The 25,837-nt window shown below is 34.9% G+C and carries 22 protein-coding genes and 8 pseudogenes; 7 read left to right on the plus strand and 23 right to left on the minus strand.

Annotation, left to right across the window (positions count from 1 at the left end; all coding sequences use genetic code 11):
- The first annotated feature begins 4 nt into the window (after positions 1-4).
- Both ACIFUW_RS14655 and ACIFUW_RS14660 read left to right on the plus strand, forming a co-directional pair.
- On the plus strand, positions 5-772 hold the full coding sequence (locus ACIFUW_RS14655) for a DeoR/GlpR family DNA-binding transcription regulator (RefSeq protein ID WP_002290556.1): 768 nt from the start codon (positions 5-7) through the stop codon (positions 770-772).
- 4 nt (positions 773-776) lie between these two features.
- On the plus strand, positions 777-1,535 hold the full coding sequence (locus ACIFUW_RS14660) for an HAD family hydrolase (protein ID WP_002333400.1): 759 nt from the start codon (positions 777-779) through the stop codon (positions 1,533-1,535).
- 29 nt (positions 1,536-1,564) lie between these two features.
- Here the strand turns inward: ACIFUW_RS14660 and ACIFUW_RS14665 are convergent.
- From ACIFUW_RS14665 to ACIFUW_RS14675, 3 genes and pseudogenes are all read right to left on the minus strand, one after another.
- Positions 1,565-2,727, minus strand: a protein-coding gene (locus ACIFUW_RS14665) for an IS3 family transposase (RefSeq protein WP_086956687.1) whose coding sequence is annotated in 2 segments (ribosomal slippage) — positions 1,565-2,451 and positions 2,451-2,727 — 1,164 coding nt in all. Because the reading frame shifts where the segments join, the coding sequence is not laid out codon by codon here.
- Between the two features lie 76 nt (positions 2,728-2,803).
- Positions 2,804-3,601 (minus strand): annotated as a pseudogene (locus ACIFUW_RS14670) (toprim domain-containing protein); the annotation flags it as partial.
- A pseudogene (locus tag ACIFUW_RS14675) lies at positions 3,601-4,000 on the minus strand (recombinase family protein); the annotation flags it as partial. The pseudogenes ACIFUW_RS14670 and ACIFUW_RS14675, both read right to left, overlap by 1 nt.
- Positions 4,001-4,256: 256 nt before the next feature.
- Here ACIFUW_RS14675 and ACIFUW_RS14680 point away from each other — a divergent pair.
- Entirely contained in the window at positions 4,257-4,880 is a 624-nt protein-coding gene (locus ACIFUW_RS14680) for a recombinase family protein (RefSeq protein WP_002328880.1), read from the plus strand.
- Here ACIFUW_RS14680 and ACIFUW_RS14685 read toward each other — a convergent pair.
- Positions 4,877-5,314: a hypothetical protein gene (locus ACIFUW_RS14685; protein WP_002328879.1), complete on the minus strand. Its 438-nt coding sequence runs from the start codon at positions 5,312-5,314 to the stop codon at positions 4,877-4,879. The genes ACIFUW_RS14680 and ACIFUW_RS14685 overlap by 4 nt on opposite strands.
- Before the next feature lie 273 nt (positions 5,315-5,587).
- Positions 5,588-6,766, minus strand: coding sequence for an IS256-like element ISEf1 family transposase (locus ACIFUW_RS14690; protein WP_000997695.1), 1,179 nt, complete (start codon positions 6,764-6,766; stop codon positions 5,588-5,590).
- 299 nt (positions 6,767-7,065) lie between these two features.
- Between ACIFUW_RS14690 and ACIFUW_RS14695 the strand changes: the two genes are divergently transcribed.
- Positions 7,066-7,761, plus strand: coding sequence for a PHP domain-containing protein (locus tag ACIFUW_RS14695; RefSeq protein ID WP_002328878.1), 696 nt, complete (start codon positions 7,066-7,068; stop codon positions 7,759-7,761).
- A gap of 36 nt (positions 7,762-7,797) precedes the next feature.
- Here the strand turns inward: ACIFUW_RS14695 and ACIFUW_RS14700 are convergent, their stop codons facing one another.
- Together ACIFUW_RS14700 and ACIFUW_RS14705 are read right to left on the minus strand one after the other, a co-directional pair.
- On the minus strand, positions 7,798-8,295 hold the full coding sequence (locus tag ACIFUW_RS14700; RefSeq protein WP_002328877.1) for a GNAT family N-acetyltransferase: 498 nt from the start codon (positions 8,293-8,295) through the stop codon (positions 7,798-7,800).
- A 55-nt stretch (positions 8,296-8,350) separates the two neighbouring features.
- Positions 8,351-9,259: an IS982-like element ISEfm1 family transposase gene (locus ACIFUW_RS14705; RefSeq protein ID WP_086322007.1), complete on the minus strand. Its 909-nt coding sequence runs from the start codon at positions 9,257-9,259 to the stop codon at positions 8,351-8,353.
- A gap of 787 nt (positions 9,260-10,046) precedes the next feature.
- On the opposite strand from ACIFUW_RS14705, the gene ACIFUW_RS14710 reads away from it, so the two are divergent.
- Positions 10,047-11,273, plus strand: coding sequence for a tyrosine-type recombinase/integrase (locus ACIFUW_RS14710; protein ID WP_010729769.1), 1,227 nt, complete (start codon positions 10,047-10,049; stop codon positions 11,271-11,273).
- A 157-nt stretch (positions 11,274-11,430) separates the two neighbouring features.
- Here the strand turns inward: ACIFUW_RS14710 and ACIFUW_RS14715 are convergent, their stop codons facing one another.
- From ACIFUW_RS14715 to ACIFUW_RS14735, 5 genes are all read right to left on the minus strand, one after another.
- Complete coding sequence (locus ACIFUW_RS14715) at positions 11,431-12,048, minus strand: recombinase family protein (protein WP_002323453.1); 618 nt, start codon at positions 12,046-12,048, stop codon at positions 11,431-11,433.
- A gap of 682 nt (positions 12,049-12,730) precedes the next feature.
- Positions 12,731-13,726, minus strand: coding sequence for a LacI family DNA-binding transcriptional regulator (locus ACIFUW_RS14720; RefSeq protein ID WP_002305056.1), 996 nt, complete (start codon positions 13,724-13,726; stop codon positions 12,731-12,733).
- Between the two features lie 94 nt (positions 13,727-13,820).
- A complete protein-coding gene (locus tag ACIFUW_RS14725) occupies positions 13,821-14,693 on the minus strand; it encodes an ROK family protein (RefSeq protein ID WP_002322785.1) in 873 nt (290 codons plus the stop codon).
- Positions 14,694-14,705: 12 nt separating this feature from the next.
- Positions 14,706-16,133, minus strand: a complete 1,428-nt coding sequence (locus tag ACIFUW_RS14730) for a glycoside hydrolase family 32 protein (protein WP_002361237.1) — start codon at positions 16,131-16,133, stop codon at positions 14,706-14,708.
- A gap of 53 nt (positions 16,134-16,186) precedes the next feature.
- Positions 16,187-17,461 (minus strand): MFS transporter, encoded by a 1,275-nt coding sequence (locus ACIFUW_RS14735; protein WP_002323715.1) that lies wholly within the window; start codon positions 17,459-17,461, stop codon positions 16,187-16,189.
- A gap of 302 nt (positions 17,462-17,763) precedes the next feature.
- Here ACIFUW_RS14735 and ACIFUW_RS14740 point away from each other — a divergent pair, with 302 nt between their 5' ends.
- Positions 17,764-18,717: an IS30 family transposase gene (locus tag ACIFUW_RS14740; protein WP_000222572.1), complete on the plus strand. Its 954-nt coding sequence runs from the start codon at positions 17,764-17,766 to the stop codon at positions 18,715-18,717.
- A gap of 173 nt (positions 18,718-18,890) precedes the next feature.
- Here the strand turns inward: ACIFUW_RS14740 and ACIFUW_RS14745 are convergent, their stop codons facing one another.
- The 6 genes and pseudogenes from ACIFUW_RS14745 to ACIFUW_RS14770 form a co-directional block, all read right to left on the minus strand.
- The gene (locus ACIFUW_RS14745) at positions 18,891-19,322 is read right to left on the minus strand and encodes a type II toxin-antitoxin system HicB family antitoxin (protein WP_002305052.1); all 432 of its coding nucleotides are present in this window, start codon (positions 19,320-19,322) and stop codon (positions 18,891-18,893) included.
- Positions 19,323-19,355: 33 nt separating this feature from the next.
- A pseudogene (locus tag ACIFUW_RS14750) lies at positions 19,356-19,540 on the minus strand (type II toxin-antitoxin system HicA family toxin).
- A 61-nt stretch (positions 19,541-19,601) separates the two neighbouring features.
- Positions 19,602-19,781 (minus strand): annotated as a pseudogene (locus ACIFUW_RS14755) (hypothetical protein).
- 15 nt (positions 19,782-19,796) lie between these two features.
- The gene (locus ACIFUW_RS14760) at positions 19,797-19,997 is read right to left on the minus strand and encodes a hypothetical protein (protein ID WP_002324500.1); all 201 of its coding nucleotides are present in this window, start codon (positions 19,995-19,997) and stop codon (positions 19,797-19,799) included.
- Between the two features lie 164 nt (positions 19,998-20,161).
- Positions 20,162-20,857 carry a hypothetical protein gene (locus ACIFUW_RS14765; RefSeq protein WP_002305050.1) on the minus strand — a complete coding sequence of 232 codons (696 nt, stop codon included), beginning with the start codon at positions 20,855-20,857 and terminating at the stop codon, positions 20,162-20,164.
- Positions 20,850-21,053, minus strand: a pseudogene (locus ACIFUW_RS14770) (hypothetical protein); the annotation flags it as partial. The gene ACIFUW_RS14765 and the pseudogene ACIFUW_RS14770, both read right to left, overlap by 8 nt.
- 68 nt (positions 21,054-21,121) lie before the next feature.
- Here ACIFUW_RS14770 and ACIFUW_RS14775 point away from each other — a divergent pair.
- Positions 21,122-21,802, plus strand: coding sequence for an IS6-like element IS1216 family transposase (locus ACIFUW_RS14775; RefSeq protein WP_001015311.1), 681 nt, complete (start codon positions 21,122-21,124; stop codon positions 21,800-21,802).
- Between the two features lie 54 nt (positions 21,803-21,856).
- Here the strand turns inward: ACIFUW_RS14775 and ACIFUW_RS14780 are convergent.
- From ACIFUW_RS14780 to ACIFUW_RS14800, 5 genes and pseudogenes are all read right to left on the minus strand, one after another.
- Positions 21,857-22,027: pseudogene (locus ACIFUW_RS14780) on the minus strand (nucleotidyl transferase AbiEii/AbiGii toxin family protein); the annotation flags it as partial.
- Between the two features lie 12 nt (positions 22,028-22,039).
- Positions 22,040-22,636, minus strand: coding sequence for a type IV toxin-antitoxin system AbiEi family antitoxin domain-containing protein (locus tag ACIFUW_RS14785; protein WP_002299811.1), 597 nt, complete (start codon positions 22,634-22,636; stop codon positions 22,040-22,042).
- An 80-nt stretch (positions 22,637-22,716) separates the two neighbouring features.
- A complete protein-coding gene (locus ACIFUW_RS14790; protein WP_002295632.1) occupies positions 22,717-22,866 on the minus strand; it encodes a hypothetical protein in 150 nt (49 codons plus the stop codon).
- Between the two features lie 15 nt (positions 22,867-22,881).
- A pseudogene (gene topB, locus ACIFUW_RS14795) lies at positions 22,882-24,991 on the minus strand (DNA topoisomerase III).
- Positions 24,992-25,001: 10 nt separating this feature from the next.
- Positions 25,002-25,796, minus strand: a pseudogene (locus ACIFUW_RS14800) (toprim domain-containing protein); the annotation flags it as partial.
- Between the last annotated feature and the right edge of the window lie 41 nt (positions 25,797-25,837).

Below are 25,837 nucleotides of genomic sequence, written 5' to 3' on the forward strand. Positions count from 1 at the left end.
TCATATGAACAAAAAACGACGATTAGAAAAAATTTTAGATATGTTAAAGATTGATGGGACCATAACCATAAAAGAAATAATAGATGAACTAGATATTTCCGATATGACAGCCCGTAGAGACCTTGATGCTCTAGAAGCTGATGGACTTTTAACACGTACTCATGGTGGTGCACAATTACTTTCCTCTAAAAAGCCACTTGAAAAGACACATATCGAGAAGAAAAGTCTAAATACAAAAGAAAAAATTGACATTGCTAAAAAAGCCTGCTCTTTAATCAAAGATGGCGATACTATTTTTATTGGACCCGGAACTACACTTGAACAACTGGCATTAGAATTGAAAGGTCGTAAAGGTTATAAAATTCGTGTCATTACAAATAGTCTCCCTGTGTTCTTGATTCTAAATGATAGCGAAACCATTGATTTATTGCTTCTTGGCGGTGAATATAGAGAAATAACTGGAGCTTTTGTAGGTTCAATGGCTTCGACAAATTTAAAAGCAATTAGATTTGCCAAAGCTTTTGTTAGTGCAAATGCTGTTACCCATAATTCTATTGCTACATATAGTGACAAGGAAGGTGTGATTCAACAACTTGCCCTAAACAATGCTGTAGAAAAATTCTTATTAGTAGACAGTACTAAATTCGATCGATACGATTTCTTTAACTTCTATAATCTAGATCAACTCGATACCATCATTACAGATAACCAGATTAGCCCTCAACACTTAGAGGAATTTAGCCAGTACACTACTATTTTAAAAGCGGACTAGAATTATGACTTATAAAAATATTGTTTTTGACCTTGATGACACTCTTTATGACCATCAACTCCCCTTTAAACGTAGCGTTGAGAAATGTTTTCCAACGATTGATATCCAACAAATAGATAACATTTACAAACGTTTCAGATGTTGGTCTGATGTTGCTTTTCCTAAATACACGAAAAAACTCATCAGTATTGAGCAGCTTAGAATTTTTCGCTGTCAGAAGACTATGGAAGAATTTGGCATCGATAGTATTTCTAGGACAGAAGCTCTAGACTTCCAAGCTGACTATGAATATGAACTCGATCAGATTACGATGATTCCTGAGATACATCAACTACTGCTGGCTCTACATAAAAACCGCATCCCAATAGGTATTCTAACTAATGGCCCTGTTGACTTACAGAGTCGAAAACTCCAAAATATTGGTGCCTATCAATATTTTGAAAAGCAAAATATCATCATTAGTCAGTCCACTCACGGAGGAGCTGCAGAAAATAGCTATGAAGGTAATGTAAAAAACTTACAAAGTTACCAAAATGTCCAATTATCTAAAAGGGCTATAGAAATTCTTAAAGAGGAAATTGAGTTAAATCACCAACATATAAGATTCAATCCTGATTATAAAGATAATGGATGGATTTTTACTTCCAAAAGTCGTCATAAACCTGGAATGGCAACAGTTTTTTTGACAAATTTTATAAGGTGCAGAACTTCTTTCCGTATGCTATTCCCGATTGTCCTTGACAATGAGCCTCCTCGGATGTGACGATCTTCGGCAGGAGCTAACAGTTAAAGTTAGACTGCCTCGCTAGCGTTAGCACATCCGAGCTCATTATCAAGGATTCGCTGCGCCAATCTCTGGTTACGGTAACCAACCGGTGTCTCGTAGCCAAGTGTACCGTGCAACCGAAGGTGGTTCCACCAATTGACATAGTCAAATAACTCCAAATCCAATTGTTGTAAGGTTTCAAATGTGTATTGATAGACAAATTCTACTTTCAGCGACTTATAAGTTGATTCAGCTACGGCATTATCAAAAGGACAGCCTTTATGACTCAATGATCGATTGATGTCAAAAGTTGTTAATAATTCATCAATAGCTTGGTTATCAAACTCTTTTCCACGATCAGTATGAAAAATCTCAACCTCTGTCAGAGGTTGTTTGATACGGCTAAATGCTTTTTTTACTAGAACGGCATCTTTATGTTCTCCACAAGAATAGCCGAGAATTTCTCGATTGAACAGATCCAAAATGAAACAGACATAATTCCATTTTTTCCCGACTCGTACATAAGTCAAGTCTGTTACGATCGCTTCTAATGGGTTGTCTCTTAAGAATTTACGATTCAATACGTTTGTCGTTTTGGCTTCATTGCAAGTAGAATGATGTACTTTAAAATAAGCAACAGTATAGCTCGATTTTAATCCTCTATTTTTCATGATTCTACTAATTTTTCGTCGGCTGATCTGAATGCCTCGTTTTGATAAGGCTTTTTTTATTTTTCTTGAGCCGTAGGCCTTTCGGCTGCGGATAAATTCTTCAGCGACTACTTCTTCAAGTTCTGATTCGTCTTTCTTTGGTTTTGATTGATAATAATAGGACTGACGTGATAGACCTAATATTCTGCACATCGCTGATATAGGGTAAAGATGCTTATTCGCATCGATTACTTGTCTCTTCGTCCGAATATCAGCGCTGCTTGCTTTAAAATATCATTTTCCATTTCTAATTGCTGGTTTCTTTTACGTAGTTCTAACAATTCTTTTTGTTCAGGCGTAAGATTATCTTTTTCTTTGAATGAACCACTCGTTTTAGATTGCTTTACCCATTTGTCAAATGCTGAAGCCGTTAGTTCATATTCTCGAATGATTTCTACACGTGGCTTTCCAGCTAAGTAAAGATTGACGATTTGTTGCTTGAATTCTTGTGAAAAAGTTCTTCGTGTTCTCTTAGACATAAAAATTCCTCCTGGTATATTTTCTTCTAGTCTACACACCTTAATTTTTCTGTCTAGTTAATTGTAGCCTATCCATCTCTTTGGTTTGAACATCAGCAATTATCCCCTCTTGATTGCCTATTTTAGCTTGTTTAGAAGAAACAAAAGCAAAAAAGCTCCTCTTGGGTTTTAAAACGCTGTGTGGGGCTTAGAACGCCCTTAAATGACCCTTGTTTTACTTTTATACTAGCTTCCTGGCGCTGAAAAATAAGGTATAAGGTGGGCGTTTGAACACGTCCTAGTGAAAATGTACCTTGTACGCCCTTCTGTTGTAAATTTAACGTATACAAAGGGCTTGCGTTCATGCCGATCAACCAATCGGCAATTTGGCGTGTTTGCGCTTCTTGATAAAAGGGATAGTAATTCATTCCTGGTTGCAAATTTTGAAAACCGCTTCGGATCACATCTTTTTCTAAGCTATTGATCCATAGTCTTTTAAATGTTTTATCTTTTGAAAAGGCATTTGCTTTATGGATAATCGACCAGGCGATATTTTCACCTTCTCTGTCGCTATCTGTTGCAACAATAATTGTATTTGCCTTTTTGAGAAGTTCTGCAACAATTTTAAACTGCTTTCCCTTATCTTTTGCAACTTCAAAATCGTATCGATCAGGAAAAATCGGCAAAGATTCAAGTTTCCAATTTTGCCACTTTTCGTCATAATGACCTGGTTCTGCTAATTCCACTAAATGCCCAAAATCAAAGGTGATAAACGTTTCATCTGTAAATAGTGGGTCTTTGATCTCAAAATAACCGTCTTTTTTGGTGCTTTGTTTTAAAGCACTTGCGTAGGCTAATGCCTGGCTTGTTTTTCAGCTAAAATAACCGTACTCATTAACTATCCCTCTTTTCATTGTTTTTTCTTTGATCTACTGTCACGTTATATCTTGCTCGATACCTTCTAAACGTTCGGCGATTGATCCCAGTTTGTTCTTCAACTTCTTTATCGGATAAACCATTCAAAAACAAATCGAAAGCATGCTTTAAACGTGGATCATTTTTTTTAAATTTCAGTTGCCGACCTTTGAATTTGCCTTTTTTCTTAGCAATTTCGATTCCTTGTGCCTGACGTTCCTTAATTTTTTTTCGTTCTGATTCTGCTTGATACTTGTACAATTCAATGACAAGGCTATTAATCAAACGCCTTAAATTTTCATCTTCAATACCATTCATTGAGGGTAAATTTAAGACTTCCAGGGTTGCCCCCCTTAATTTGAATTTGATTCATCAATTTGTCATTTTGATATTTAATTGGCACAGTTTTTTCTAATTATTTGTCATATTCATAGTCAACTATAGCTACAAAAGCAACTAATTTTGGAGATAGATTGAGATATTTAAAAATCTATCATGAAAAATTAGTTGCTTTTGTCACTTAGCGCTGAAAATTTATGCCATTTATCTAGAAAAATGACAGCTTTATAGTGTATAAAAAAATTAGTGTTGATTTTGAGTGTATTTTAAATAGTTTGAGGAAGTAGGTAAAAATTTTGAAAATTGCTTATATTCGAGTTTCGTCGATTGATCAAAATGAGCAACGCCAAATTGAAGAAATGAAAAAGTTCGGCGCAGAAAAAATTTTCATCGAGAAACAATCTGGAGCAACGATTACTCATCGACCGATTTTCCAGGAAGCTTTAGAGTTTGTCCGAGACCAAGATATTTTTATTGTCGAAGCAATCGACCGACTTGGAAGAAATTACGACGAAATCATTGCTTCAGTCAATTACCTAAAGAAGAAAAACGTGCAGCTGATCATCACCAGTCTACCGATCATGGCTGAAGCAATTGGCAATCCTCATTTGGATAAATTCATTAAAGATTTAATCATCCAAATTTTGGCCATGATTGCAGAGCAAGAGCGTACCGAATCTAAACGACGCCAGGCGCAAGTCATTAAAATTGCAAAAGCAAATGGCGTCTATAAAGGTCGTCCAAAACTCTATAGTGCAGATACAAAAAATCCTCAACGACGTTTAGTTTATGAAAACATCGTTAAGGATTTAAATGAGGGCATAGCTATTTCAAAAATTGCTAAAAACTACAATATTACTAGACAAACTATTTACAGAATTAAGAATGATATTGAGTATAACAGTAATCAAATGAATTAAAAAAGTTCTTTATACATTAAAATTTCTTCTTTTAACTCATCAATTCTAGGAGATCTAACATCAGAATCAGCAATTGCATTTAATAACTTATCAATATTTTCTTTATTCGCTAGTAAAGGATCATAGTATTTTATATTCTTTTTAATTAATTCCAGAGTTTTTATATTTTGTTCTTTGTAATTAGCTAGAATTTCTTCTACAGTTTCGCCTGAAATCATAGCCATATCTGAACCAGTATTGATTCCTTTGAATGGATAAGGTTCTTTATCATATGCCTTTATCATTTCTACTAAATCATCATATCCTAAGTGTTCTTTAACATACAGCATAAAATTTATTAATGTAAAAAATGGCATTGAAGAATAGTCTGGAAATATAAATTGAAACAGTTTGTTCGCAAAATATTTATCATCATCATTGCTTTCTGGTGACACTGACAGGCTGCTAAGCCACTTTAAATACAATTCAAATATAATTATTTGTTTTTGTGAATTATCTTCATTCTCATCATAAATAAGTTTATCGGGTAAAAGATTATCTAAGTTATCTACTAAAGATAGGCTATTAGCTTTCTTGGCATAAGATATTAATTTTAAAATATTATTATTTAGGAATAATCTATATTCTTCTCCAGATAATTCTTCTAAAAATTGTGGGGAGCGTCAATAATTTTGTGTAAATAAATTGTCCTCCTGCAAAATAATTAGTTACTCAGTAAACATTGAAACTAATGTATCGGTTACCTGTTGAAAACCTTTATGGCTTCTGTTTAGAAATTTTTGATTGTATGTATCAAAAATGCTGACTAGAAAGCGTTCTAGTGATTCTTCATTTTGAAACTGCTCTTTTCTACGGCTGTATCTTTTAATTTGCTTATTGAAAGACTCGATTAGATTGGTTGAGTAAATGGTTCTACGAATGCTAGGTGGAAAATCATAAAAAGTTAATAAGTCTTGGTTTTCTATGAGTGACTGCGTCACTTTAGGATAGTTTTTCTTCCATTTCTCAATCATGCCGGATAAGAAGGTATTCGCTTCTTCTTTTGAGTTAGCTTGATAAACAGCCTTAAAGTCATCACAGATTTCTTTTCGGTCTTTGACACGTACTTTATGAGCGATATTACGAGATACATGGATACAACAATGCTGATATTTTGCTTTAGGATAAATTTGATGGATAGTATCTTTCATGCCTTTTAAGCCGTCCGTAATAAAAAGCAAGACTTCTTGAACTCCTCTGGAGTTAATATCCTGTAGCAGCTCATTCCAAACGTATGTTGATTCAGTTGGAGCAATCGCATAACTCAGTACTTCTTTAGTGCCGTCTTCTCGTATACCAATGGCAATATAAATCGCTTCTTTGGATACGGTTTGACGTTTTAGTGGAATGTAAGTAGCGTCCATAAAAATAGCGACATACTTATCATTTAAGGCTCTGGATTTAAAGGCATTTACTTCTTCAGTCAGAACTTTAGTCATGTTGGACATGGTTTGTGGAGTATAGTGATGACCGTACATTTTTTCGATCAAATCAGCAATTTCAGACATCGTAACACCTTTTTCGAATAAATGGATAATAGTGGTTTCCAATGTATCGTTTGTTCTTTTGTAGGCTGGTAAAGTTTGTTGTTTAAACTCACCATTACGATCTCTAGGTATTTCCAATGTTAATTCACCATATTCGGTTTTGATTGATCGAAAGTAAGAACCGTTTCTCGAATTACCTGAATTAAAACCAGTGCGATCATATTTTTCGTAATCTAAAAAAGCCGTTAATTCAGTCCGTAGGAGTGTGTTTATCGCTTTTTCTAAGTGCGAACGGAATAATTCATTTAAATCGCCTTTAGTGACTAGAGTTTGCACAATTTCTGTAGTAAAATCATTCATAGGGAAGTCCTCTTTTCTGTGAATTGGTTGTCGTTAACTTTATTCTACAGAAGCGACTTCCTTTTTTGTATGGATTTTTTCATTTACACAAAATATTTTACACTCTCTAATAATTACACACACACAATTTTTTAAGGTCTTAAAACCATCATATATGCAAAAGAAGCTAACCTTTATTACTAAATTAGACCCGTGGTGCTAGTTAATTTTTTCCTAGAGGAAAATGTCTAAACATGTTGGTAAATCAACAAAAAAACGCATATAGTAGTCTCAAAACTCCCAAGAAATGAGGACTACATATGCGTTCATCAAAATATACTGAACATTTTGACTTAGCCAATCCTGTTACTAAAGTCGATGATATCCCCGATTATGAAATGTACAGTCAAACAATCGATAGCTTAAATAAGCGTTTTGGCAATCGTGTTTTAAAAGGCATAGAAATCGGTTACATCGCTTCTGAAAAGGATCGGATCATCGACTATTTAGCCGATAAAGATTACGATTTAAAATTACTCAGTGTGCATCATAATGGTCAATTTGATTATTTAGATGACGAAGTCAAAGATATGGATCCTGCTATTGTGATTCCTCAGTATTTTGCACAACTTTCAGAAGCACTAGTTGTTATAGAAGCAGATGTCTTTGCTCATTTTGACTATGGTTTTCGGGTATTTGGTCTATCCGTTGCTGAATTTAAACAATATGAAGCGCAGTTTTTACCGATTCTAGATCAAGTAATCAAAAATAAATTGGCATTCGAATTAAATGCTAAGAGCGCTTACTTGTATGACAATTTAGCGTTATATGAATATGTCATCGATTTATATCTTTCACGTGGTGGTACCTTGTTTAGTGTTGGATCAGATGGGCATTACCTTGAACATTTCCGTTTCCATTTCGATGATCTTTTTGCTCTGTTAAAAGCAAAAGGTGTGACGGAATTAGCGATTTATCAAAAAAGAAAGCGAATTATGGTTCCATTACCAGTCTAAAAAAACGTCCTCAGCATCAAAAGTGAGGACGTTTTTTTAGATTTCTTTTTCTAAAATCGGACAAATACGATCTTGTTTTCCTAAAGGAAAATGTTTGATCCCGATTTTTTTAAATCCATGACGTTCATAAAAACGAATACCTGCATGATTTTTTTCATAAACAGTCAAACGTAAATAACGTTTTTGTTTCGTTTTAGCATAACGATTCGCTTCATCGAGTAACCGTTGCCCTAACCCTTTGTTTTGATAATCTTTGAGCAGATAGAGCCGTTGAATCTCTATAGCATCTTTTTCATCATTGACTTTCATATAACCAATGAGTATTTGATGATCCTTAATACCAATAAATTTACTGGTTGACTGTGCCAATTCTACTGCCAATATTTCAGTTGTCAATTGTGTCTGTAAATATCCTTGCATATCAAGTGGATCTGCGCCATCGATAAACGATTCATAAAAACTGACAACACTTACAACTTGTAAAGCATCTAGATCATCATAATCTAAATACGCTAGTGCGATTTGATTGTTCATCTAACTCCTCCTTTTGACATAGTATACTATAAATCACCCGTGGTGCTAGTTAATTTTAATATCCTAAAGAATATCTCAAAGTTCCTTCAAAACGTCGTTGTGCTCGACTTAATAGAACACTGTAAGCCAGTAATATGCTTTCAAATCTACTCTCTAGCCATTTAACAGAACGTGAGTTGAAATTTTGACAACCTAATTTTTCTAAGGAAGAAAAAACAGTCTCAACTGTTTTTCTTTGTTTTCCAAGTAAGCTGTGGTCTAGTTTTTCTGATTTATCCATGTTTTTACGTGGCGGAACGGATATAGTAATGCCCTTAAGGGCAAGCTTTTCATGGATTTTATGGCTAATATATCCTTTGTCCCCTAGGATATTGGGAAGATTCGCTTCTTCCGATAAAGTCTCTAACACTTTCACGTCATGGACACCTGGATTCGTGATTGAGTAAGTAATCGGAAAGCCAGTCTTAGTAACGATCATATGAATTTTAAGACCATAAAAATAAGATTTTTTTGTTGAGTTATAGCCAACTTTGGCTATTTGATTCAATAGTTTTGCTTGTCTATTTCTAACTGGTTTACATAATGGACTAGGAAAACTATCTATAATTCCGACTAGTTCACCTTTGGTGAGCTTCTTGATGAAAAAGTATCGAATAATCTTGATAGTGTAAGCTAAGTTTGAACTTAAGCGAGTGAATCGACTCCTACTAGGAAAGTCACCATTAGGAAATAAGACGGAACAAACCGCTCTATACGTGGCTCTTTGGCTAGTATAGCCATTAATTATGCCCCATATAACACAAGCAATAATCACTGTATCGCGTTGCTTCAGTTGATCAGTATTTCTTCGGTTTTTAATCTTATCTGGTACACAATTGTGGTATATGTTAGAAACAGTTCTCATAATTTCCTTGAATGTTATAAAAGTATCTGTATAATGTTCAGTATATTTTGATGAACGCATATGTAGTCCTCATTTCTTGGGAGTTTTGAGACTACTATATGCGTTTTTTTGTTGATTTACCAACATGTTTAGACATTTTCCTCTAGGAAAAAATTAACTAGCACCACGGGTATTATTTTAAATTTTTACATACCTGTTTATGAAAAACTAAATAATCTGTCAAAAAAATATGATTGTTCATTTCTAAATATGTTTTCCAATTTTAAAATCTTTTTTAGCATTTTTGTTTCCTTTTCATATGGTTTTTCGTTGTTAATAGTGACTAGGATGATATTCCTATTTTGACCATTGACAATTAAATATAATTTTTGAATAACGTTCCCTGCTATTCGAGCTAAGAATTCAAGTACGCCATGACCTATTTAGCGATAACTACTTAGAGATTTCTTTTTGTTTTGGGAAGACAAAATGCCATGACAATAGCAGTAGATAATGATACTTCCGTAAGGCTCGCCGTAAACTGGGGAGAGGTGAAATTCCTATGTGCTTACCCAAGTCAATTCAAAAATTTTAGTTCATTTATAAGGGGATGATTTTATTAAATCAATAGTCTATCTAAACAAAAAACAAACCTGTGAGTTTTTAGGAATTGATAACAATACTTTAGATAAATGGATTCGTATATATAATTTTCCCGTAATAAAAATAGACGGTATAATTCGCTTTGATGTAGAAGATATCAAAGGCTTTATGGATACGTTCAAAAAGATTTGAATTTTACTTTTGACTGCATATACTAAAAGTAGCGAAATATACTGCCTTACTTTTTTATTAAGGAGTGAGGAAGTTGCCTACGAAGCTTTCAAATGGAAAATATAAAACTAATTTGAGATATCCAAAAAAATTTAAAGAAATTACAGGTATCAGTTCAGAAAAATTCCAAAAAACATTTCCAACTAGGCAATTGGCTATTAAAGCCGAAAATGAAATGAAAAAGAAAATCGCAAAAGTCTTAAGAGAGGAGAATGCAAATTCATTAGAGCTCAAAGGTCAAATAAAATTCAAGGAGTTTTATAAATCTAAATGGCTTCCTAGATATGAGTTAGGGCAAACTACTAGATCCCATAAAGCTCCAAGCGATATAACCATCATTAATACAAAGAATTTATTTCGATTGCATATTCTGCCTATATTTGGTGAGTATGCCATGAGCTATCTTAATGCAAATACCGAAATAATATCAGATGAACTCACAAAAAAGTCGAAGGAATATGCAAACATAAAAATCATTAAATGCTATGTTCGTTCCATGTTTGATATTGCAGAGGTTCTAAATTATATTGAATTTAATCGTACAACAAAAATAATTCAAAGTATTACTGCACCTAAGAAAGTTGCTCTGGAAGAAAAAAGAATACGAGAAGGAAAACAAGCTTTATCTTCGAAAGAACTCACTGATTGGTTAGACGCTGTAAGAGATGATTTCAATGATCAATTACTTTCCTTTCACGATTACACTCTTTTTATGCTTACTTTATATCTTGGGGATAGAAAGAGTGAGACCTATGCTTTGCAATGGAAATACATTGATTTTGAAAACCAAACAGTCCGTCTTAAATATGCCTTGGATAAACACACAAAAAAGAAATTTACAAAAGGTCGAAAAGATACTATTATCCAAGTTCCGGAAATTGTAATGACACTATTGCAAGAATGGAAATCAGTGCAAGCTGAACAACTATTGAAGTTGAAAATTAAACAGACACCTGACCAATATCTTTTTAGTTACTCCAAACCTTCTGGTGAAGTAAATTGTCCAGTCCATACTGATTACTTAAATTATCGAATTAATTCTATAAAAAAAAGACATCCCCATTTGGTTCATTTAACTCCTCATAAACTTCGACATACTTACGCAACTTTAGCTAGACAAGGTGGGGCTGATATGAATCAAATTTCTAACGCTTTGACACATTCAGGTATTTCAACTACAAAAATTTATGTGAATACACCTGATTTAGTTGATAAAGCTGTGTTCGAAGCGTTTCAGCGAGGATTACAAAAATCTAATTAATGTGTTCTAGAATGTGTTCTAAATATAAAAAAAAGACACTTTCCAAATAATTGGAAAGCGTCTTGAACGTTGATATATAAAGGATATTAACGTTTTGAGAATTGAGATGCTTTACGAGCTTTCTTAAGACCTGGTTTCTTGCAAAATTATATTAGCCTCAACTGAAAGATTTATTTTTTTGCTCCCTAACTTCATTAGTAATACCATGTTTCATTCGATATCTTCTAAACGTTCTACGATTAATCCCTGTTAGCTCTTCAACTTCTTTATCTGTAGATCCAGTCAAAAACAAATTAAATGCTAATTGAAGTCGCGGATCATTCTCACGATATTTTAGCGTACCTCCCTTGTATTTCCCTTTTGCTTTAGCGAGTGCAATTCCTTGTTGTTGCGTTTCGCGAATATACCGACGTTCTTCTTCGGCCTGGTACTTGTATAGTTCGATAATTAAGTTATTAAGTAATCGACGTAAATTATCATCAGTGATACCTGTTAACGCTGGCAAATTCAAAACTTCCAGTGTAGCTTTCTTCAGCTGAATTAAATTCATCGTTTCTGTTAGCTCTTTATTATTTCGTCCAAGTCGTTTTAATTCTGTCACAACGACAATATCACCTTCACGTATGAATTTCATCATTTCTTGAAATCCTTCTCGATTGGTATCTTTCCCACTTGCTTTATCACTAAAAATTTTATCACACTCTGATAATAATTCTAATTGTCGGTCTAAATTTTGATCTAAGCTGCTTACTCGAGCATACCCAATTTTCGCCATAATAAAACTCCTTTAAAATTCTGAAATCCGGATCATTTTTAAATTCTGTTGCCCAACTCTGTTGTCATTTTTCTAGATAAATGGCATAAATTTTCAGCGCTAAGTGACAAAAGCAACTAATTTTTCATGATAGATTTTTAAATATCTCAATCTATCTCCAAAATTAGTTGCTTTTGTAGCTATAGTTGACTATGAATATGACAAATAATTAGAAAAAACTGTGCCAATTAAATATAAAAATGACACTCATTTACATTCAATAGAACACCAAGAGCCCAACAGGGTATACTCTGGTGTCCTTTTAAAAAAGTAACTTTCTGACCTAATTAATTGAGCTACTAAAAAAGCTATGAAATGAGGAATAAAAAAGGGATCAAAAACTTTTAAGTTTCTGACCCTTTTGAGTTCTAATTATTTCTTCCAGAACGAAGAATGTTATCTGCTTTATCTGCAATTGATTCTGTTAGAAGGACTGAAAAATTTATGCCAGCCCTTTTGCCTAGCTTATCCGCCCATTGAGGAATTGTTAAGGTTTTTCTGACAAGTTCTATGTCTTTCAAATATTTGGCAACATCTACACAGATTAAAAGCATGATTTTGTATCATAGTCTATTATAAGAGATTTAACAATTTTTTATATCACGAATTAATAATGAAATTATCATTGATAGTCTTTATAAATTTAATTGTTCTTTTTCTTTACTGATGTCTTCCCCATCCATAATGTGACAGGTAAAATATATTCCTTTTTTGTTTCTTCTTTATTTATTCGTTTCATCAAAATAGCAACAGCTGTGTCTGCTATATCATTAATTGGTTGTATTACTGTTGTCAGATCTGGTAATATACTCCGAGTCATTAAAGTACCATCATATCCGACTACTAATAAATCAGCTGGTACATTTAACCCCTTTTCTTTTGCTACTTGTAATATTAGGGCCGCATCGATGTCATTTGAAGCAAAAATACCATCTATTTTAGGATAATCCTCAAACATTTGGAAAAAAATCTGTTTTTTCTTTACATAAGAAATATTGAAATCTAATGTCACAGTTCGTGGAATTAACTGATATGCTTTCATAGTATCTTCATAGGCTAGTCTCCGACGATTAGCCGGAGTCTGTAAGTCAATTGGACCGTTTGTATGAATAATATTTTTTGCACCTTGTGCAATTAATAACTTGGTTGCAAGTTTTCCACCATTGTAGTTATCGGATTCAACAACTGGAATATCTTCATTCATCACTCGATCAATTGCAACAATCGGTAAATTCTGATATTTATATTCCTGAATTCCTTGGTTATGTGTACCAACAATTAAACCATCTACTTGATCAGACAATAACTGATTTAAATAATTTGTTTCCTTTTCTTTATTATTCATCGAATTGCCTATTAATACCTTATAACCAATTTCATATAACTTTTTTTCCAATGCCTCAACGAGTTCACTAAAAAAAGGATTGGCTACTGTAGGAAATAGTAACCCGACAATGTTAGTTTTCTTTTGAAATAATTGACGCGCTACAACGTTCGGTTGATAATTGAGTTCTTCTATAGCCTTATAAACATTATCAATCGTTTTTTGACTTAAATAGCCACGATTGTTTAATACACGTGAAACAGTTGTTTTTGATACATTTGCTCTTTTGGCAACATCTTCTAATTTTGGGCGCATTCTCTTGTCTCTCCTAAATAATGCAATAATTAACTATCGAAAAAAAGAACTCTATAGAACTACTATACCTGATAATCGATATTTTTTCTATGTTTTATTCTTGTAATTGATTCAAGCCCAAAGCAAAGTTTCCTAGTGTTGCCGATCCATTATTTTTAATTAAAGGACGCGTAATATATTTACTTAACGGTGGTATTTCCACGTAATCATCCAATAATTTATTAACATTAACACGAATTTTTTCTAACAATTTTTCATTTACTACGCTTCCACCAAATACTATTTTATCCGGTCGTATAATCAATGTTGTTTGAATCACAGCTTGTGCTAGATAATAGGCCATTACATCCCAAATAGGATCCGTTAAAGAAACGTCTTCACCCTTTTTTCCAAAACGTGCTTCAAACGTTGGTCCCGCAACTAAGCCTTCTAAACAATCACCATGATAAGGACAAATTCCTTTAAAATCAATATCATCAGGATGGCGTTTTACAAACGTATGGCCCATTTCTGAATGACCAAACGATCCTAATAGTTTTCCGTCAACAACAGCTCCACCACCAACGCCAGTACCAACGGTGTAATAAACTAATGAATTTATTTTTTCATTCGATAAAGTGGACATGATGTACTCTCCATAAGCTGATCCGTTCACATCCGTTGTCCAAGACATTGGAACATTCAGCTCATCTTGTAAATAACCTAACACATTAACATTTCGCCATCCCACCTTTGGTGTAGACGTAATATATCCTGATTTTGGTGAATTTTTTCGAATTTCTATTGGACCAAATGATGCAATACCTAATGCATTTATATCAAACTGTTTAAAATAGTCAACAGTTTTTTTCAATGTTTCCCTGGGGGTGGTCGTTGGACAAATTATTTGGTCTTGTACTCGGTAATCCTCGTCTCCCACGGCACATACAAATTTAGTCCCACCTGCTTCTATGCTACCAATTAACATCATAAAACCTCCTTACTCGTAAGAAATTGCATCTTTTTTTAGATGATAAATTGTACTCGAGACAAAAGCTTCTTCACTAACACTCAAATGCATACTTGGTTGATTTTCTGTATAATAACGCTCTGTAAAAACAAGCTCGCCATCATTAATAAAAATCTCTGCCGAACTTTTATCGATAAACACTCGAAGTGATAATCTATCACACATCTGAATGGTTCCATACCTTGGATCATTTTTGCCGTTACGAGTTAAGGTACATTCATTTTTATCCTTAGAATAAAAAATATTGATTAACTCTTCATCTTTTGTTTTTAATGAAAATTTGACTTCTTGATTTTTTGATTTAGTCAATAGTACATCAATTAGAGCTTCTTTGAATGAAGCATCTTGAGCGATTATTATTTCTCCTGCCAAATTAACTGTCGTTTCAACGCCGCTGCCAACTCGAAGTTGTTCTAATTCTCTCACAGGTTTCATATACAAACGATCTCCAATTAACTCTAATTCTCGAGGAAGCGTTAATGCTCCTGCCCATCCGTCTACTTTTTCAGGCATAGGGCTTTCCCACATATCCATCCAGGCCATAACAATACGTCTACCATCTGGAGATAAAGTTGTTTGTGTTGCATAGAAATCGTGTCCCTTATCTAATTCATAAAAATTTCCTCTAATGAATTTTGCTGTCTCATAATCATAATCACCGATAAAGTAGCCTGTTTCATATAGATTTAAATAATCTTTTCCATTTGCTTCAATTCCCTGAGGGGATAATAAAAGAATAGATTTTCCATTTAATTCAAAAAAGTCTGGGCATTCCCACATAAATCCTTCTGTAAGTACTTCCTTCGCTTTAGAAATTGGTCCAATGTAATCCCAATTTAATAAATCTAACGACTGATAAACAATAGCACGACCTAATCCATCTTTTTCTTGACTACCCAAAACCATGTAATATTTTTCATCGTGTTTCCATACTTTTGGATCTCTGAAATGATGTGTGTTATCTTCTGGTGCTTTTGCTATTACAGGATTTTTTTCATATTTAGTAAAGTGAATGCCATCCGTACTATACGCCATGTTTTGATTTTGCCAAAAATGATCTGGATCATTGTCTCCATAATAGTGATGTCCTGTATAGAACAGATACAACACACCATTTTTTTCAATAGCGCTTCCTGAAAAACAACCACCTTCATCTTCTTGATCTCCAGGAGTCAAAGCAAGTGGTAAAGATTCCCAATGAACTAAATCCTTACTTCTAGCATGTGCCCAGTGCATTGGTCCCCATTCAGCACTATATGGATGATGTTGATAAAACACATGATAATACCCATCAAAATAGCAAAATCCATTTGGATCATTAATCCATCCTGATGGTGCAGACACATGATATCCCAAACGATAACGTGTATTTGTTAATTCTATAGCTCTTTTTGTCATAATATATTCGCTCACTTTCTAGATAAAATTGTTTTTTATTCTGTTGGTTTCCATTATCCTCGAATAAATGGATCCCCTTGAACATCTCTATCATCTTGTTTAAGAATAAAGAATGCATATATGCCTGCTAGTAATACAATAAGAGAAATAATTTTAAATGTTGGTTGATAGCCAACGTTGTCTCTTAATATTCCCAATGGTGTTGATAAAATCACTTGCCCAATTTGAGCAGCTATCTGAAATCCTATCATATAGAGGGTTGCTGATAGCTTTGTATCAAAATGAAGTGTAAAATAGCGAAACATTGGTAATGTAAATAATGGTACTTCTAAAGCATGCAACATTTTTATGCATGAAACAGATAATGGTGTCGAGGCAAACCCGCACAATCCAATTCGTACACACATAATGGTTACACCTAATAACAAAGTATTTCGAACCCCTAATTTTCTCATAATGATTGGAACAATTCCCATCATTAACGCTTCACAAAATACTTGAATAGCATTCAATGTCCCATATATTTTTTCACCATTAGCTGATGTTGAAAACAAACCAGTATAAAATCCCGGAAACATTTGTTGATCGAATACCGTATAAAATGTCCATGTAAAAACAATAAAGATGATTATCGTCCATAATTGAGGCAGTTTCATTAGATCAAACATTTCTTTTAAAGAAGGAATACTATTTGATTCAGCTTGTTCTTGATTAAAATTTTGATTTGCTTCCCGTTCAACTTTAGGGTTCCAAAATAATAAATTTAACAATAGTAAAGAACCAAAGAAAGATCCCGCCCAAAAGTTTAAATGAGGATTTTTTACAAATAAAAATCCTGCCAAAAGCGCTACCAAGGCATAACCAAATGATCCCCACGCCCTTGCTTGTCCATATTCAAAGCCAAATAAACGACTAAACCTTTCTGACACAGCTTCAAAAACTCCTACAGAAGCTAAATATCCAGCTGACAAAAATAGCGCTCCCATAATAATGCCTAAATTAAAATTGTTATCTAGCAATGGCCCATATATCCATATAAAAAATGGTCCAACAAGTGTCGCTAATACAGAAGCAAAAATTAATAAATTTCGTTTAATATACAATTTATCTTGTAATGTTCCATAAATAAACATCAAAATTAAGGTAACTAACGAATTTGCCGAGAATACTGTTCCTACAGCACTGCCAGATAACCCTAAACCATTTGATTCAGATGTTAGCCAAAGTTGAAAAAATGACCACCAAACACCCCAAGAAGCAAAAAATAGTAATAATGTAGCTGAACTTTGTAAATAAGATTGATTTTTAAATACGTTAACTTTTGACATATTTTTATCCTCCAACGATATATTTGTATCCCCTTTCATGATAACCGGTTAACATTTTTAGAAAAGGACTTGTACTCCTAAAATTATAAAAGAAATCCGCTTACATGTCAACCGGTTATTCTATTTGGATAATGCCATATAATGTCACAGGATATGACTTTTATTGGTGTGTCGCTTTTCTTTTTTAATGGCACTATTTTTTATAACGCCGTTTGTATAATTAAGCGAGACAAATAAAAAAGCCATTTATGTTACACTCAAATTGTAATACCCGCTAAAGCATACAAGGAGAGTGAACATAAATGACTTATACCCATCTTACACCAAACGAGCTTGTAATGATAGAAGCATATTTTCATCAAGAAACTCCGGTTGCTATCGTTGCGAAGCAGCTTAAACGTGGACGCCAAACAATTTACAATGTCTATAACTTTCTCAAATGTGGTGGAACAGCACTTGAATACTTTGAACAATACAAAGAAAATAAGCGACGTTGTGGGAGAACCGAAATCATTTTTCCTGCTGAGGAAAAAGAATACATTGAAAAAAGATCAACTGAAGGTTGGACCCCAGACGTCATTATTGGCCGTGCAGAGCGAACCTTCTCTTGTTCAGTAAGTACCCTCTATCGCCGGTTTAAGACGGGAGAATTCAATGTTTTACATTTACCGATGCAAGGAAAACGAAAACCAAATGGTTATAAGGAAAAACGTGGAAAACAGGCATTCAAAAGAAATATTTCTGAACGTAAAAAAGATTATGTCGTTTTCGAAGAAGAATTTGGACATTTAGAGGGTGATACGATTGTCGGCATCCACCATAAAAGTGCCGTCATCACACTCGTTGAGCGACTTTCAAAAGCCATTATCGCCTTGAAACCAGAAGGCCGTAAGGCAGTTGATATTGAAAATTCGATTAATGAATGGCTTCAATCCGTACCCAAAAATCTTTTCAAATCAATTACCTTTGATTGTGGAAAAGAATTCTCTAATTGGAAAAGTATTAGTAATACGAATGATATTGATATTTATTTCGCAGACCCAGGAACGCCTTCCCAACGGGGATTAAATGAACATTCAAACGGACTCCTCCGAAAAGATGGACTACCAAAAGAAATGGAATTCAACCAAGTCAATCAAGGATTCATCTCATCCGTTGCGTCCAAAAGAAACCATATCCCTAGAAAATCACTAAATTACCAAACACCATTAGAAGTTTTTTTGAGTTACGTAAATGGAAAGTTTTGTCTCGCTTAATTTGACAAATAATAAGATCTAAAAAGTTTTCATAAAAAAAGACCACGAGCAACTTAATTAGCTCGTAGTCTTTGCGCAATTTTTTTAAATCAATCAGGCAAATAATTTAAAGAAGCCATCTTTGTAGTAAAAAAAGAAGCCAAAGATTTTTAAGTTTCTGACCCTTTTGAGTTCTAATTATTTCTTCCAGAACGAAGAATGTTATCTGCTTTATCTGCAATTGATTCTGTTAGAAGGACTGAAAAATTTATGCCAGCCCTTTTGCCTAGCTTATCCGCCCATTGAGGAATTGTTAAGGTTTTTTTGACAAGTTCTGTGTCTTTCAAATATTTGGCAACATCTACACGAATTAAAGTAGTAAAAGAATCATCTTCAACAGAAATCTTATTGATTGGTGTTGGTTCTGGAAGTAGATCTTCATGCTCAATATAATCTGCTAAAACCATACCTAACACCTCTTGTGCCATAGCAATTCCATAAGATATATCGTCTTCGTTAATTCCTGTGTAAGCACCTTGAACATCAGGAAATTCAATAAAGTACCCACCACCTTCTTCTGGGCTAAAAATAGCAGGATAGGTTTTTGCTAAAGGCTCACTTAACATTTCAGTCAATCCTTTCTTTAATCGAATGCGAGATTATTTCAATCCCGCATCCTTTAAAATTTTTCGCTCAAGTCCTCGGCCAAGATCTTGATTGGCATGAACAGGAACAGTGATTCTAACACCATCCTTATAAAGATGATGATGAAATCCCTCTTGCCTTCGCTCAACCCAGCCATTTTTTTCAATAACTTAAGCATTTCTTTTCCCGTAAGTGGCATTGTGCACTATACCTCCTTACAAAATAATTATAACACGTATTAACACGTGCGCAAAGTGCGATCACTTTTTGAGTGCTGGTATGTCAAATCCTGCTTTTTCTTGCGCAATCAATAAATCTAACGCAATACACATAATCCTGGATTCACTTTTGCCGTACTTCTGCTTTGGTTACTGCAATTCTTTTTGTCTCTTTTCATCCAACGTCACGGGTAACCGTTTATTTCCTATTGCAATTGGCATTGGTACTCTCTCCTTTCATCGAAATAATCCTATGAAAAATATGGCTGCAATCATCTTGAATAGTAGACTTACGAGGGCTAATACAAATCGCCAAAAGATCAAACAAAACATTAGTATTACCAAAAATACTGCGAGGTTTAAATGTACAGCTGCACTAAGTCGCATAAGTATTTCTCCAACAAATAGGACTAATAATAAGGGAATAATTTTGTTCATATAAATCTCCTTCTTTCTCTTAGGTTTTCGGGCTTTGCTCGCTTATTTCGCACCACCTAAGCGGCGGGGGCGGTTGGAGCGATTGGTGCGAAATAAGAACCATTCCCTTAATTTCAAGGTTTTTTGTTTTTATTTCACACATTCTCACTTTTCGGTATAAATGGTTATTGACCTTTTTTCCTTTCAAATCGTTGATATGGCATTCGTTTACGGTCAAGTTCATTTTGGATTTCTTCTGTATCGTCGTAAGTGTAGGTATCTAAAAAATCAGTTAAAGTCGTGTACCAGTCGTCGCCTGGGTTATCTACTTCTTCTACATATTCCCTCAAAAATACTTCGGGTACAGCGAGTTCATAATCCATTCCCATTAACACGATAGATTCCGTCCCACACGTCAAAAATTTAGTAAATACAAGGTAATAATCGTCTACCGTCGCATCTTTGCTGTTTAGCTCTTCCATTAATTCCATGCTCTCAAAAATTGAATAATATTCTGATTCTGAGTAATAGTGTTTCCTGCAAATCGTGTAGCTGACAAAGTTTTCGACCAGTTCACTCCTTTCTAGGTAAACATTCATGATATATTTTTCTGTTTCTAGTCGTAGAAGCTCCGCTCCTTTTTTTAATGTGTCAGGACGACGTTTATACACGTCTAAATAATTATTGCTGACTGTAACCTTCGTTTGACTCGTTTCACTTTCCAAATACAATTGTTCTTCGACTCTTTGAATAAAGTACTTCATTTCTTCCATACAACTAAAGTCTTTTTGAATCCGTCTGATTACTTCATTCAAATGTTCTTTGTTTGTTAAAAAGTGTGACACATCTTCCGTTGTTAGTTGATAAATCACCTTATTCATTTTCGTTGTCCTCCTTTTTCATGATGTAACATGCGCCATACTTGTTGACATTTTCTAAGTAGTCCAACCATTCACTTGAAACAGTCTTGGCTTTTTTCGTTTCGACAAATTTCCCATACGTTAGTTCTAAAGCTTGGTATTCAGAAGGTTTGATAGTGTTTGGCTTGACGCCTGCTTCCAAGCATAGTAAGGTTCTGTTGCAAAGTTTTAAATCTACTATCAAATAAGGTAGAATAATAGAAAAAGATAGCAGGAGGAATGACGATGAATCATTTTAAAGGAAAGCAATTTCAGCAGGATGTGATTATTGTAGCCGTGGGCTACTATCTTCGTTATAACCTTAGCTATCGTGAAGTTCAAGAAATCTTATATGATCGTGGCATTAACGTTTCTCATACGACGATTTATCGTTGGGTGCAAGAATATGGCAAACTACTCTATCAAATTTGGAAAAAGAAAAATAAAAAATCCTTTTATTCATGGAAAATGGATGAAACGTACATCAAAATTAAAGGAAAATGGCATTATTTGTATCGAGCCATCGATGCAGATGGTTTAACCTTGGATATTTGGTTACGTAAAAAACGGGACACACAAGCAGCCTATGCTTTTCTTAAGCGGTTAGTGAAGCAGTTTGATGAACCGAAGGTTGTAGTCACAGATAAAGCCCCCTCTATTACAAGTGCCTTTAAGAAACTAAAAGAATACGGCTTTTATCAAGGGACAGAACATCGTACCATTAAATACCTGAATAATTTGATTGAACAAGACCATCGTCCAGTAAAGAGACGCAATAAATTCTATCGAAGTTTACGCACTGCCTCTACCACGATTAAAGGCATGGAAGCCATTCGAGGATTATATAAGAAAACCCGAAAAGAAGGCACTCTCTTCGGGTTTTCGGTCTGTACTGAAATCAAGGTATTATTGGGAATCCCAGCTTAAATCATAGATACCGTAAGGGATTTTATTCTTTATTTAAAACTTTGCAACAGAACCCTTTGAGCCAATCAAGAAGCCGCCTTTTAACACAAAATTTTCACGATAAGGAGACTCTGAGATTTTTTCCAAGAATTTTTCCATCATAAAATGTCTTAAAACAAGCTGCGGATCAACTTCTTTTTCTCTAGAAATATTCTTCACTTTTGCTTTTAACTGCGTAGGTGTCATGTATCTTCTCCTTTAATTTAAAGCCATAATATAAGAACGCATCGTTTTGTCTGTTGGTAAAATTCGTCGATACTCATTCAATTTTCTAAGATTTTTTCTGTCCGACTCCATATAGTTTTTGATTGCTTTTACTTTGATTTCATCCTCAACGGTATACCAGGGATTCCAAATGTCACATAAAGTTCTTTCTGGATCATAAGCTATAATAGGATTCCCATAGCGACTTTTTATTTCAATCTTACCTAATTCATACCATTCCGCTTTTGTATAGTGTAGCTCAACTGCGAATTCCTTCAATCCTTTTTCAGAAACGTGATAACCGTAAGGTACAGTCAGATCGATCTGTCTAGGGATCATATCTGTTAAATCATACAAATCTAACGCGGTAATATGTGAAATAATGCCGCGTTCATATTTTTTTTGCGCCATAAACAATTCATCAGGAAATTGACCAGGTAAGGTGAAAAAACCTGGATACTCTCGATCCAGCTCCCCTCGATCTACCATACGTTTGATCGTTACAGGAGAAATGCCCGCTTTTTTGGCATCCTTCAAAGCCAAAGTTCCATTAAATTCTTCTAGCAGCTTGTATACCATTGCTTTTGTCATTTTCTCCCTCCTTTGTATACGTATAAACTTATAAAAACAGTATAACATAAGTTTATACGTATACAATAGTTAGGAAGATTTTATCGATCTAATTCGATTTCTTTTTGAATCCTCTGCTGGTTCTTCAATTGCTGCAGTCTTCGTTTGCTGGCACGCATTTTTTCCTGTTCTGAACGAATTTTGGCTTTTTGATTTTCGATTTCTTGTTGTTTGTGTGTGGTATTACGCATAAGATTAACCCTCCATTATTTTGCAGTGCGGCGTGTTCTTTTCTTGAAGTTCGTTTTTTTCTTTTCAGAAAATTCAAAGCCTGTAGTGAAGTCTTCTTTTAAAACAATCGTTGCTTCAAATGAACCCTTCTGACCTTTTAAAATCACAGGCTTCAGACGTACAAGCTGCCACCTTTTGATAGAGTAAGACTTCTTGTTCCTGGCATTTTGGACAAATTCCTAAATGACGCGCGGCTTCTTGCTTTTCACTGGCTGCTTTCACTTCTTGTAACGTCGATCCAAAATCAGTGGATTGGATTTGCCCTGGTACGACTTCCAATAAGTGAGAGACAAATTTTTGGATATTGGCTAGAAAAGTGGTTTGTGTTCCTTTTCGTTCACCGATCTTTAACAAGTAGCTTTCCCATTTGGCGGTCATTTCGGCGCTCGTAAGCAGCGGCTCTTTTTCCACGGCTTGGCAAAGCAAAATCCCTTTATTCGTCACCACGAGCTTATTTTTCTCTACCTTGATATATTCCTTTTGTTTCAAGGTTTCAATAATATTCGCCCGTGTCGCTTCTGTACCGATTCCTTCCACTTCTTTCAATATGGATTGCGCTTCTTCACTATCCACGGTTTTCCCAGCTGTTTTCATTGCAGTGATCAACGTACCTTCGGTATAAGGTTGTGGTGGCTTGGTTTCTTTTTCAAGAACTTGTAGATCCACCGTCACCATTTCTCCTTTTGTCACTTTAGGAAGTAGCGGCTCTTCTTCCTTCTCTTTTCCGTCGCTCTCTTTTCCAAATAACTTCTTCCAACCTAGATCTAGCGGCACCTTTTCGATTGCCTTTAACTGAAGCTGCTGAACTTGCGTCAAGATCGTTGTTTCTTCATAGGTATACTTTTCCGCAAACATGGCCACCGTTGTTTTTAACACTTGTTCATAAATAGCCTGCTGCAGTGGACTTAGTTGTTCAAAAGCCGCTGCTGTCATAACCGTTTTTGTAGGAATGATCGCGTAATGTTCCTGGACTTTCTTATTATTCACATACCGACTATTCGGTGTATGAATAGGAGTCGGAATCGCTTCGGCTTTTAAAAAATGCTTGTATTCGTCTAAGTGATCCAACAGATACGCATATTCCCCTTCCGTAATATAAGGGGTATCCGTTCGCGGATAGCTTAGATATTTTCCTTCATACAACCCTTGCATGGCTTCCAAAGTATCTTTGGCACTAGCTTTCATGAGTTGATTCATTTTAGACTGAAGGCTCGATAAAGAAAAAAGACGTGGGCTAGCCGCACTTTTTTTCTCTGTTTCGACTTGAAGGATCGTACCTGGCTGTTTTCCTAATTGAACACCTTTTTCTTTTAAATAGGCTTCAAATGCTTCTTGTGTCGCTTGGGTTTCATTTGGATCAAGCTTCGCATCAAATGCGCCATTTTGAGCGATTACTTGGGCTTTTCCTTCAAAATATGGTTCTTTTTGGAAGTTTCTAATCTTTTCCTGCAATTGATAAATCATATAGAGTGTTGGGGTTTGGACTCTACCTAAAGAAAAACTTCCTGGTATGCCTTTTTGCTGCAAGAGTAAACTATACAGTGGGCTACCGTTCATCCCAATTAACCAATCGGCGATCTGACGTGCTTGTACTTCTTCAAATTTTGGATAGGTCTCTTCTGCGTCTCGTAACTGTTGGAATCCCTGATAAATGGCTTCTTTTTCTAAGGAGTTGATCCAAAGTCTTTTAAAGGTTTTTCCTTGATTGGCGCCTGCTTGTTGAATGATTGACCAGGCAATCAGCTCCCCTTCACGATCGCTATCAGTCGCGATCACAATCGTATCAGCTGACTGCAGCTGTCGTTTGACGACACTAAACTGCTTTTTCTTATCTTTAGGAACATGATAGTGGTATTGATTGGGGAAAATAGGCAAATGTTCTAATGCCCATTGTTTCCATTTTTCATCGTACATATCGGGCGAATCTAACTCGACTAAATGACCAAAACCATACGTGATCACAGTTTCTCCTGTAAACAATCGATCTTGGATCTCAAAATACCCATCTTTTCGGGTAGCTTTAGAAAAGCTATCGGCATAAGCCTTCGCTTGTGACGGTTTTTCTGCTAAAATGACGGTTTTCATAGTGACGACTTCACTCCCTTTCTTGTTGTCTGCCTTGTTGAAACAACATCGCACGTTTTTGCTTTCTGATTTCTTGTTGCTGGATCTCATGCTTCAATTGATCATTCCAATCCTTTTTCACTTCAGGTACAAATTCATGTTCATGCTTTTTATAGCCTTTGTAGTATTGTTCTGCTTTATAGGAAAGAAGGATTCCTGCATTAACGTCTTTTATGTTGGCTTTTCTACTATAAAAACGATCAAAGTTGTATGTTCCATCTGCGCGTTCACATACTTTCAGTTCCTTCGCGACCGTGGTACATGCTTCTTTCAAATCAATTGTTTCTACTGGTTCGCCCTTCGCCAACATCTTTCCAAACGTAGATTGAACATCATGAGCAGACACCAATTGATTTGTCAGCTGTAAATTAGTTTCAGTTTTGTGTATGGCCATAATTGCTTCAGGTTCAACACTCATTTCTTTTGCGACTGCTTCATAAGTAGCTTTGTATTCTTTAGGTACTTGCCAATCATTTGGAATTCCTCGCTCACAACGGATTTTCTTATTGGTAAAAGGATCAACGATTCCCTTCATCTGTTCTTTTTCATAAAAAATATGTCCTGCACGATCATTGTCCACACATATTTCAATCGATTGAGGAAATGTTTGTTTTCGTCTTAATTCAGAAATCGACTCTTCAACGTAATGACTGATTACATGATGTTTTAACCCGTCCATCGAAACTAACCAGGAATCTTGTAGTTTCTCCCGATTCAATGCAGCGTAACTTAACAGATCAATACTACTTTCAAAGAATTTTAGGTTCTGTTGCAAAGTTTTAAATAAAGAATAAAATCCCTTACGGT

It is taken from the genome of Enterococcus sp. PLH-Efm8, assembly GCF_053011625.1.

Coding starts and splice junctions, on each gene's coding strand:
- ACIFUW_RS14695 (WP_002328878.1), top strand. CDS start 7,066: ATGCGTTCATCAAAATATACTGAACATTTTGACTTAGCCAATCCTGTT.
- ACIFUW_RS14785 (WP_002299811.1), bottom strand. CDS start 22,636: ATGACAAAAGCAATGGTATACAAGCTGCTAGAAGAATTTAATGGAACT.
- ACIFUW_RS14740 (WP_000222572.1), top strand. CDS start 17,764: ATGACTTATACCCATCTTACACCAAACGAGCTTGTAATGATAGAAGCA.
- ACIFUW_RS14765 (WP_002305050.1), bottom strand. CDS start 20,857: ATGAATAAGGTGATTTATCAACTAACAACGGAAGATGTGTCACACTTT.
- ACIFUW_RS14690 (WP_000997695.1), bottom strand. CDS start 6,766: ATGAATGATTTTACTACAGAAATTGTGCAAACTCTAGTCACTAAAGGC.
- ACIFUW_RS14655 (WP_002290556.1), top strand. CDS start 5: ATGAACAAAAAACGACGATTAGAAAAAATTTTAGATATGTTAAAGATT.
- ACIFUW_RS14720 (WP_002305056.1), bottom strand. CDS start 13,726: ATGCGCCCAAAATTAGAAGATGTTGCCAAAAGAGCAAATGTATCAAAA.
- ACIFUW_RS14760 (WP_002324500.1), bottom strand. CDS start 19,997: ATGAACAAAATTATTCCCTTATTATTAGTCCTATTTGTTGGAGAAATA.
- ACIFUW_RS14715 (WP_002323453.1), bottom strand. CDS start 12,048: ATGGCGAAAATTGGGTATGCTCGAGTAAGCAGCTTAGATCAAAATTTA.
- ACIFUW_RS14660 (WP_002333400.1), top strand. CDS start 777: ATGACTTATAAAAATATTGTTTTTGACCTTGATGACACTCTTTATGAC.
- ACIFUW_RS14790 (WP_002295632.1), bottom strand. CDS start 22,866: ATGCGTAATACCACACACAAACAACAAGAAATCGAAAATCAAAAAGCC.
- ACIFUW_RS14730 (WP_002361237.1), bottom strand. CDS start 16,133: ATGACAAAAAGAGCTATAGAATTAACAAATACACGTTATCGTTTGGGA.
- ACIFUW_RS14745 (WP_002305052.1), bottom strand. CDS start 19,322: ATGTTAAGTGAGCCTTTAGCAAAAACCTATCCTGCTATTTTTAGCCCA.
- ACIFUW_RS14775 (WP_001015311.1), top strand. CDS start 21,122: ATGAATCATTTTAAAGGAAAGCAATTTCAGCAGGATGTGATTATTGTA.
- ACIFUW_RS14735 (WP_002323715.1), bottom strand. CDS start 17,461: ATGTCAAAAGTTAACGTATTTAAAAATCAATCTTATTTACAAAGTTCA.
- ACIFUW_RS14700 (WP_002328877.1), bottom strand. CDS start 8,295: ATGAACAATCAAATCGCACTAGCGTATTTAGATTATGATGATCTAGAT.
- ACIFUW_RS14705 (WP_086322007.1), bottom strand. CDS start 9,259: ATGCGTTCATCAAAATATACTGAACATTATACAGATACTTTTATAACA.
- ACIFUW_RS14725 (WP_002322785.1), bottom strand. CDS start 14,693: ATGTTAATTGGTAGCATAGAAGCAGGTGGGACTAAATTTGTATGTGCC.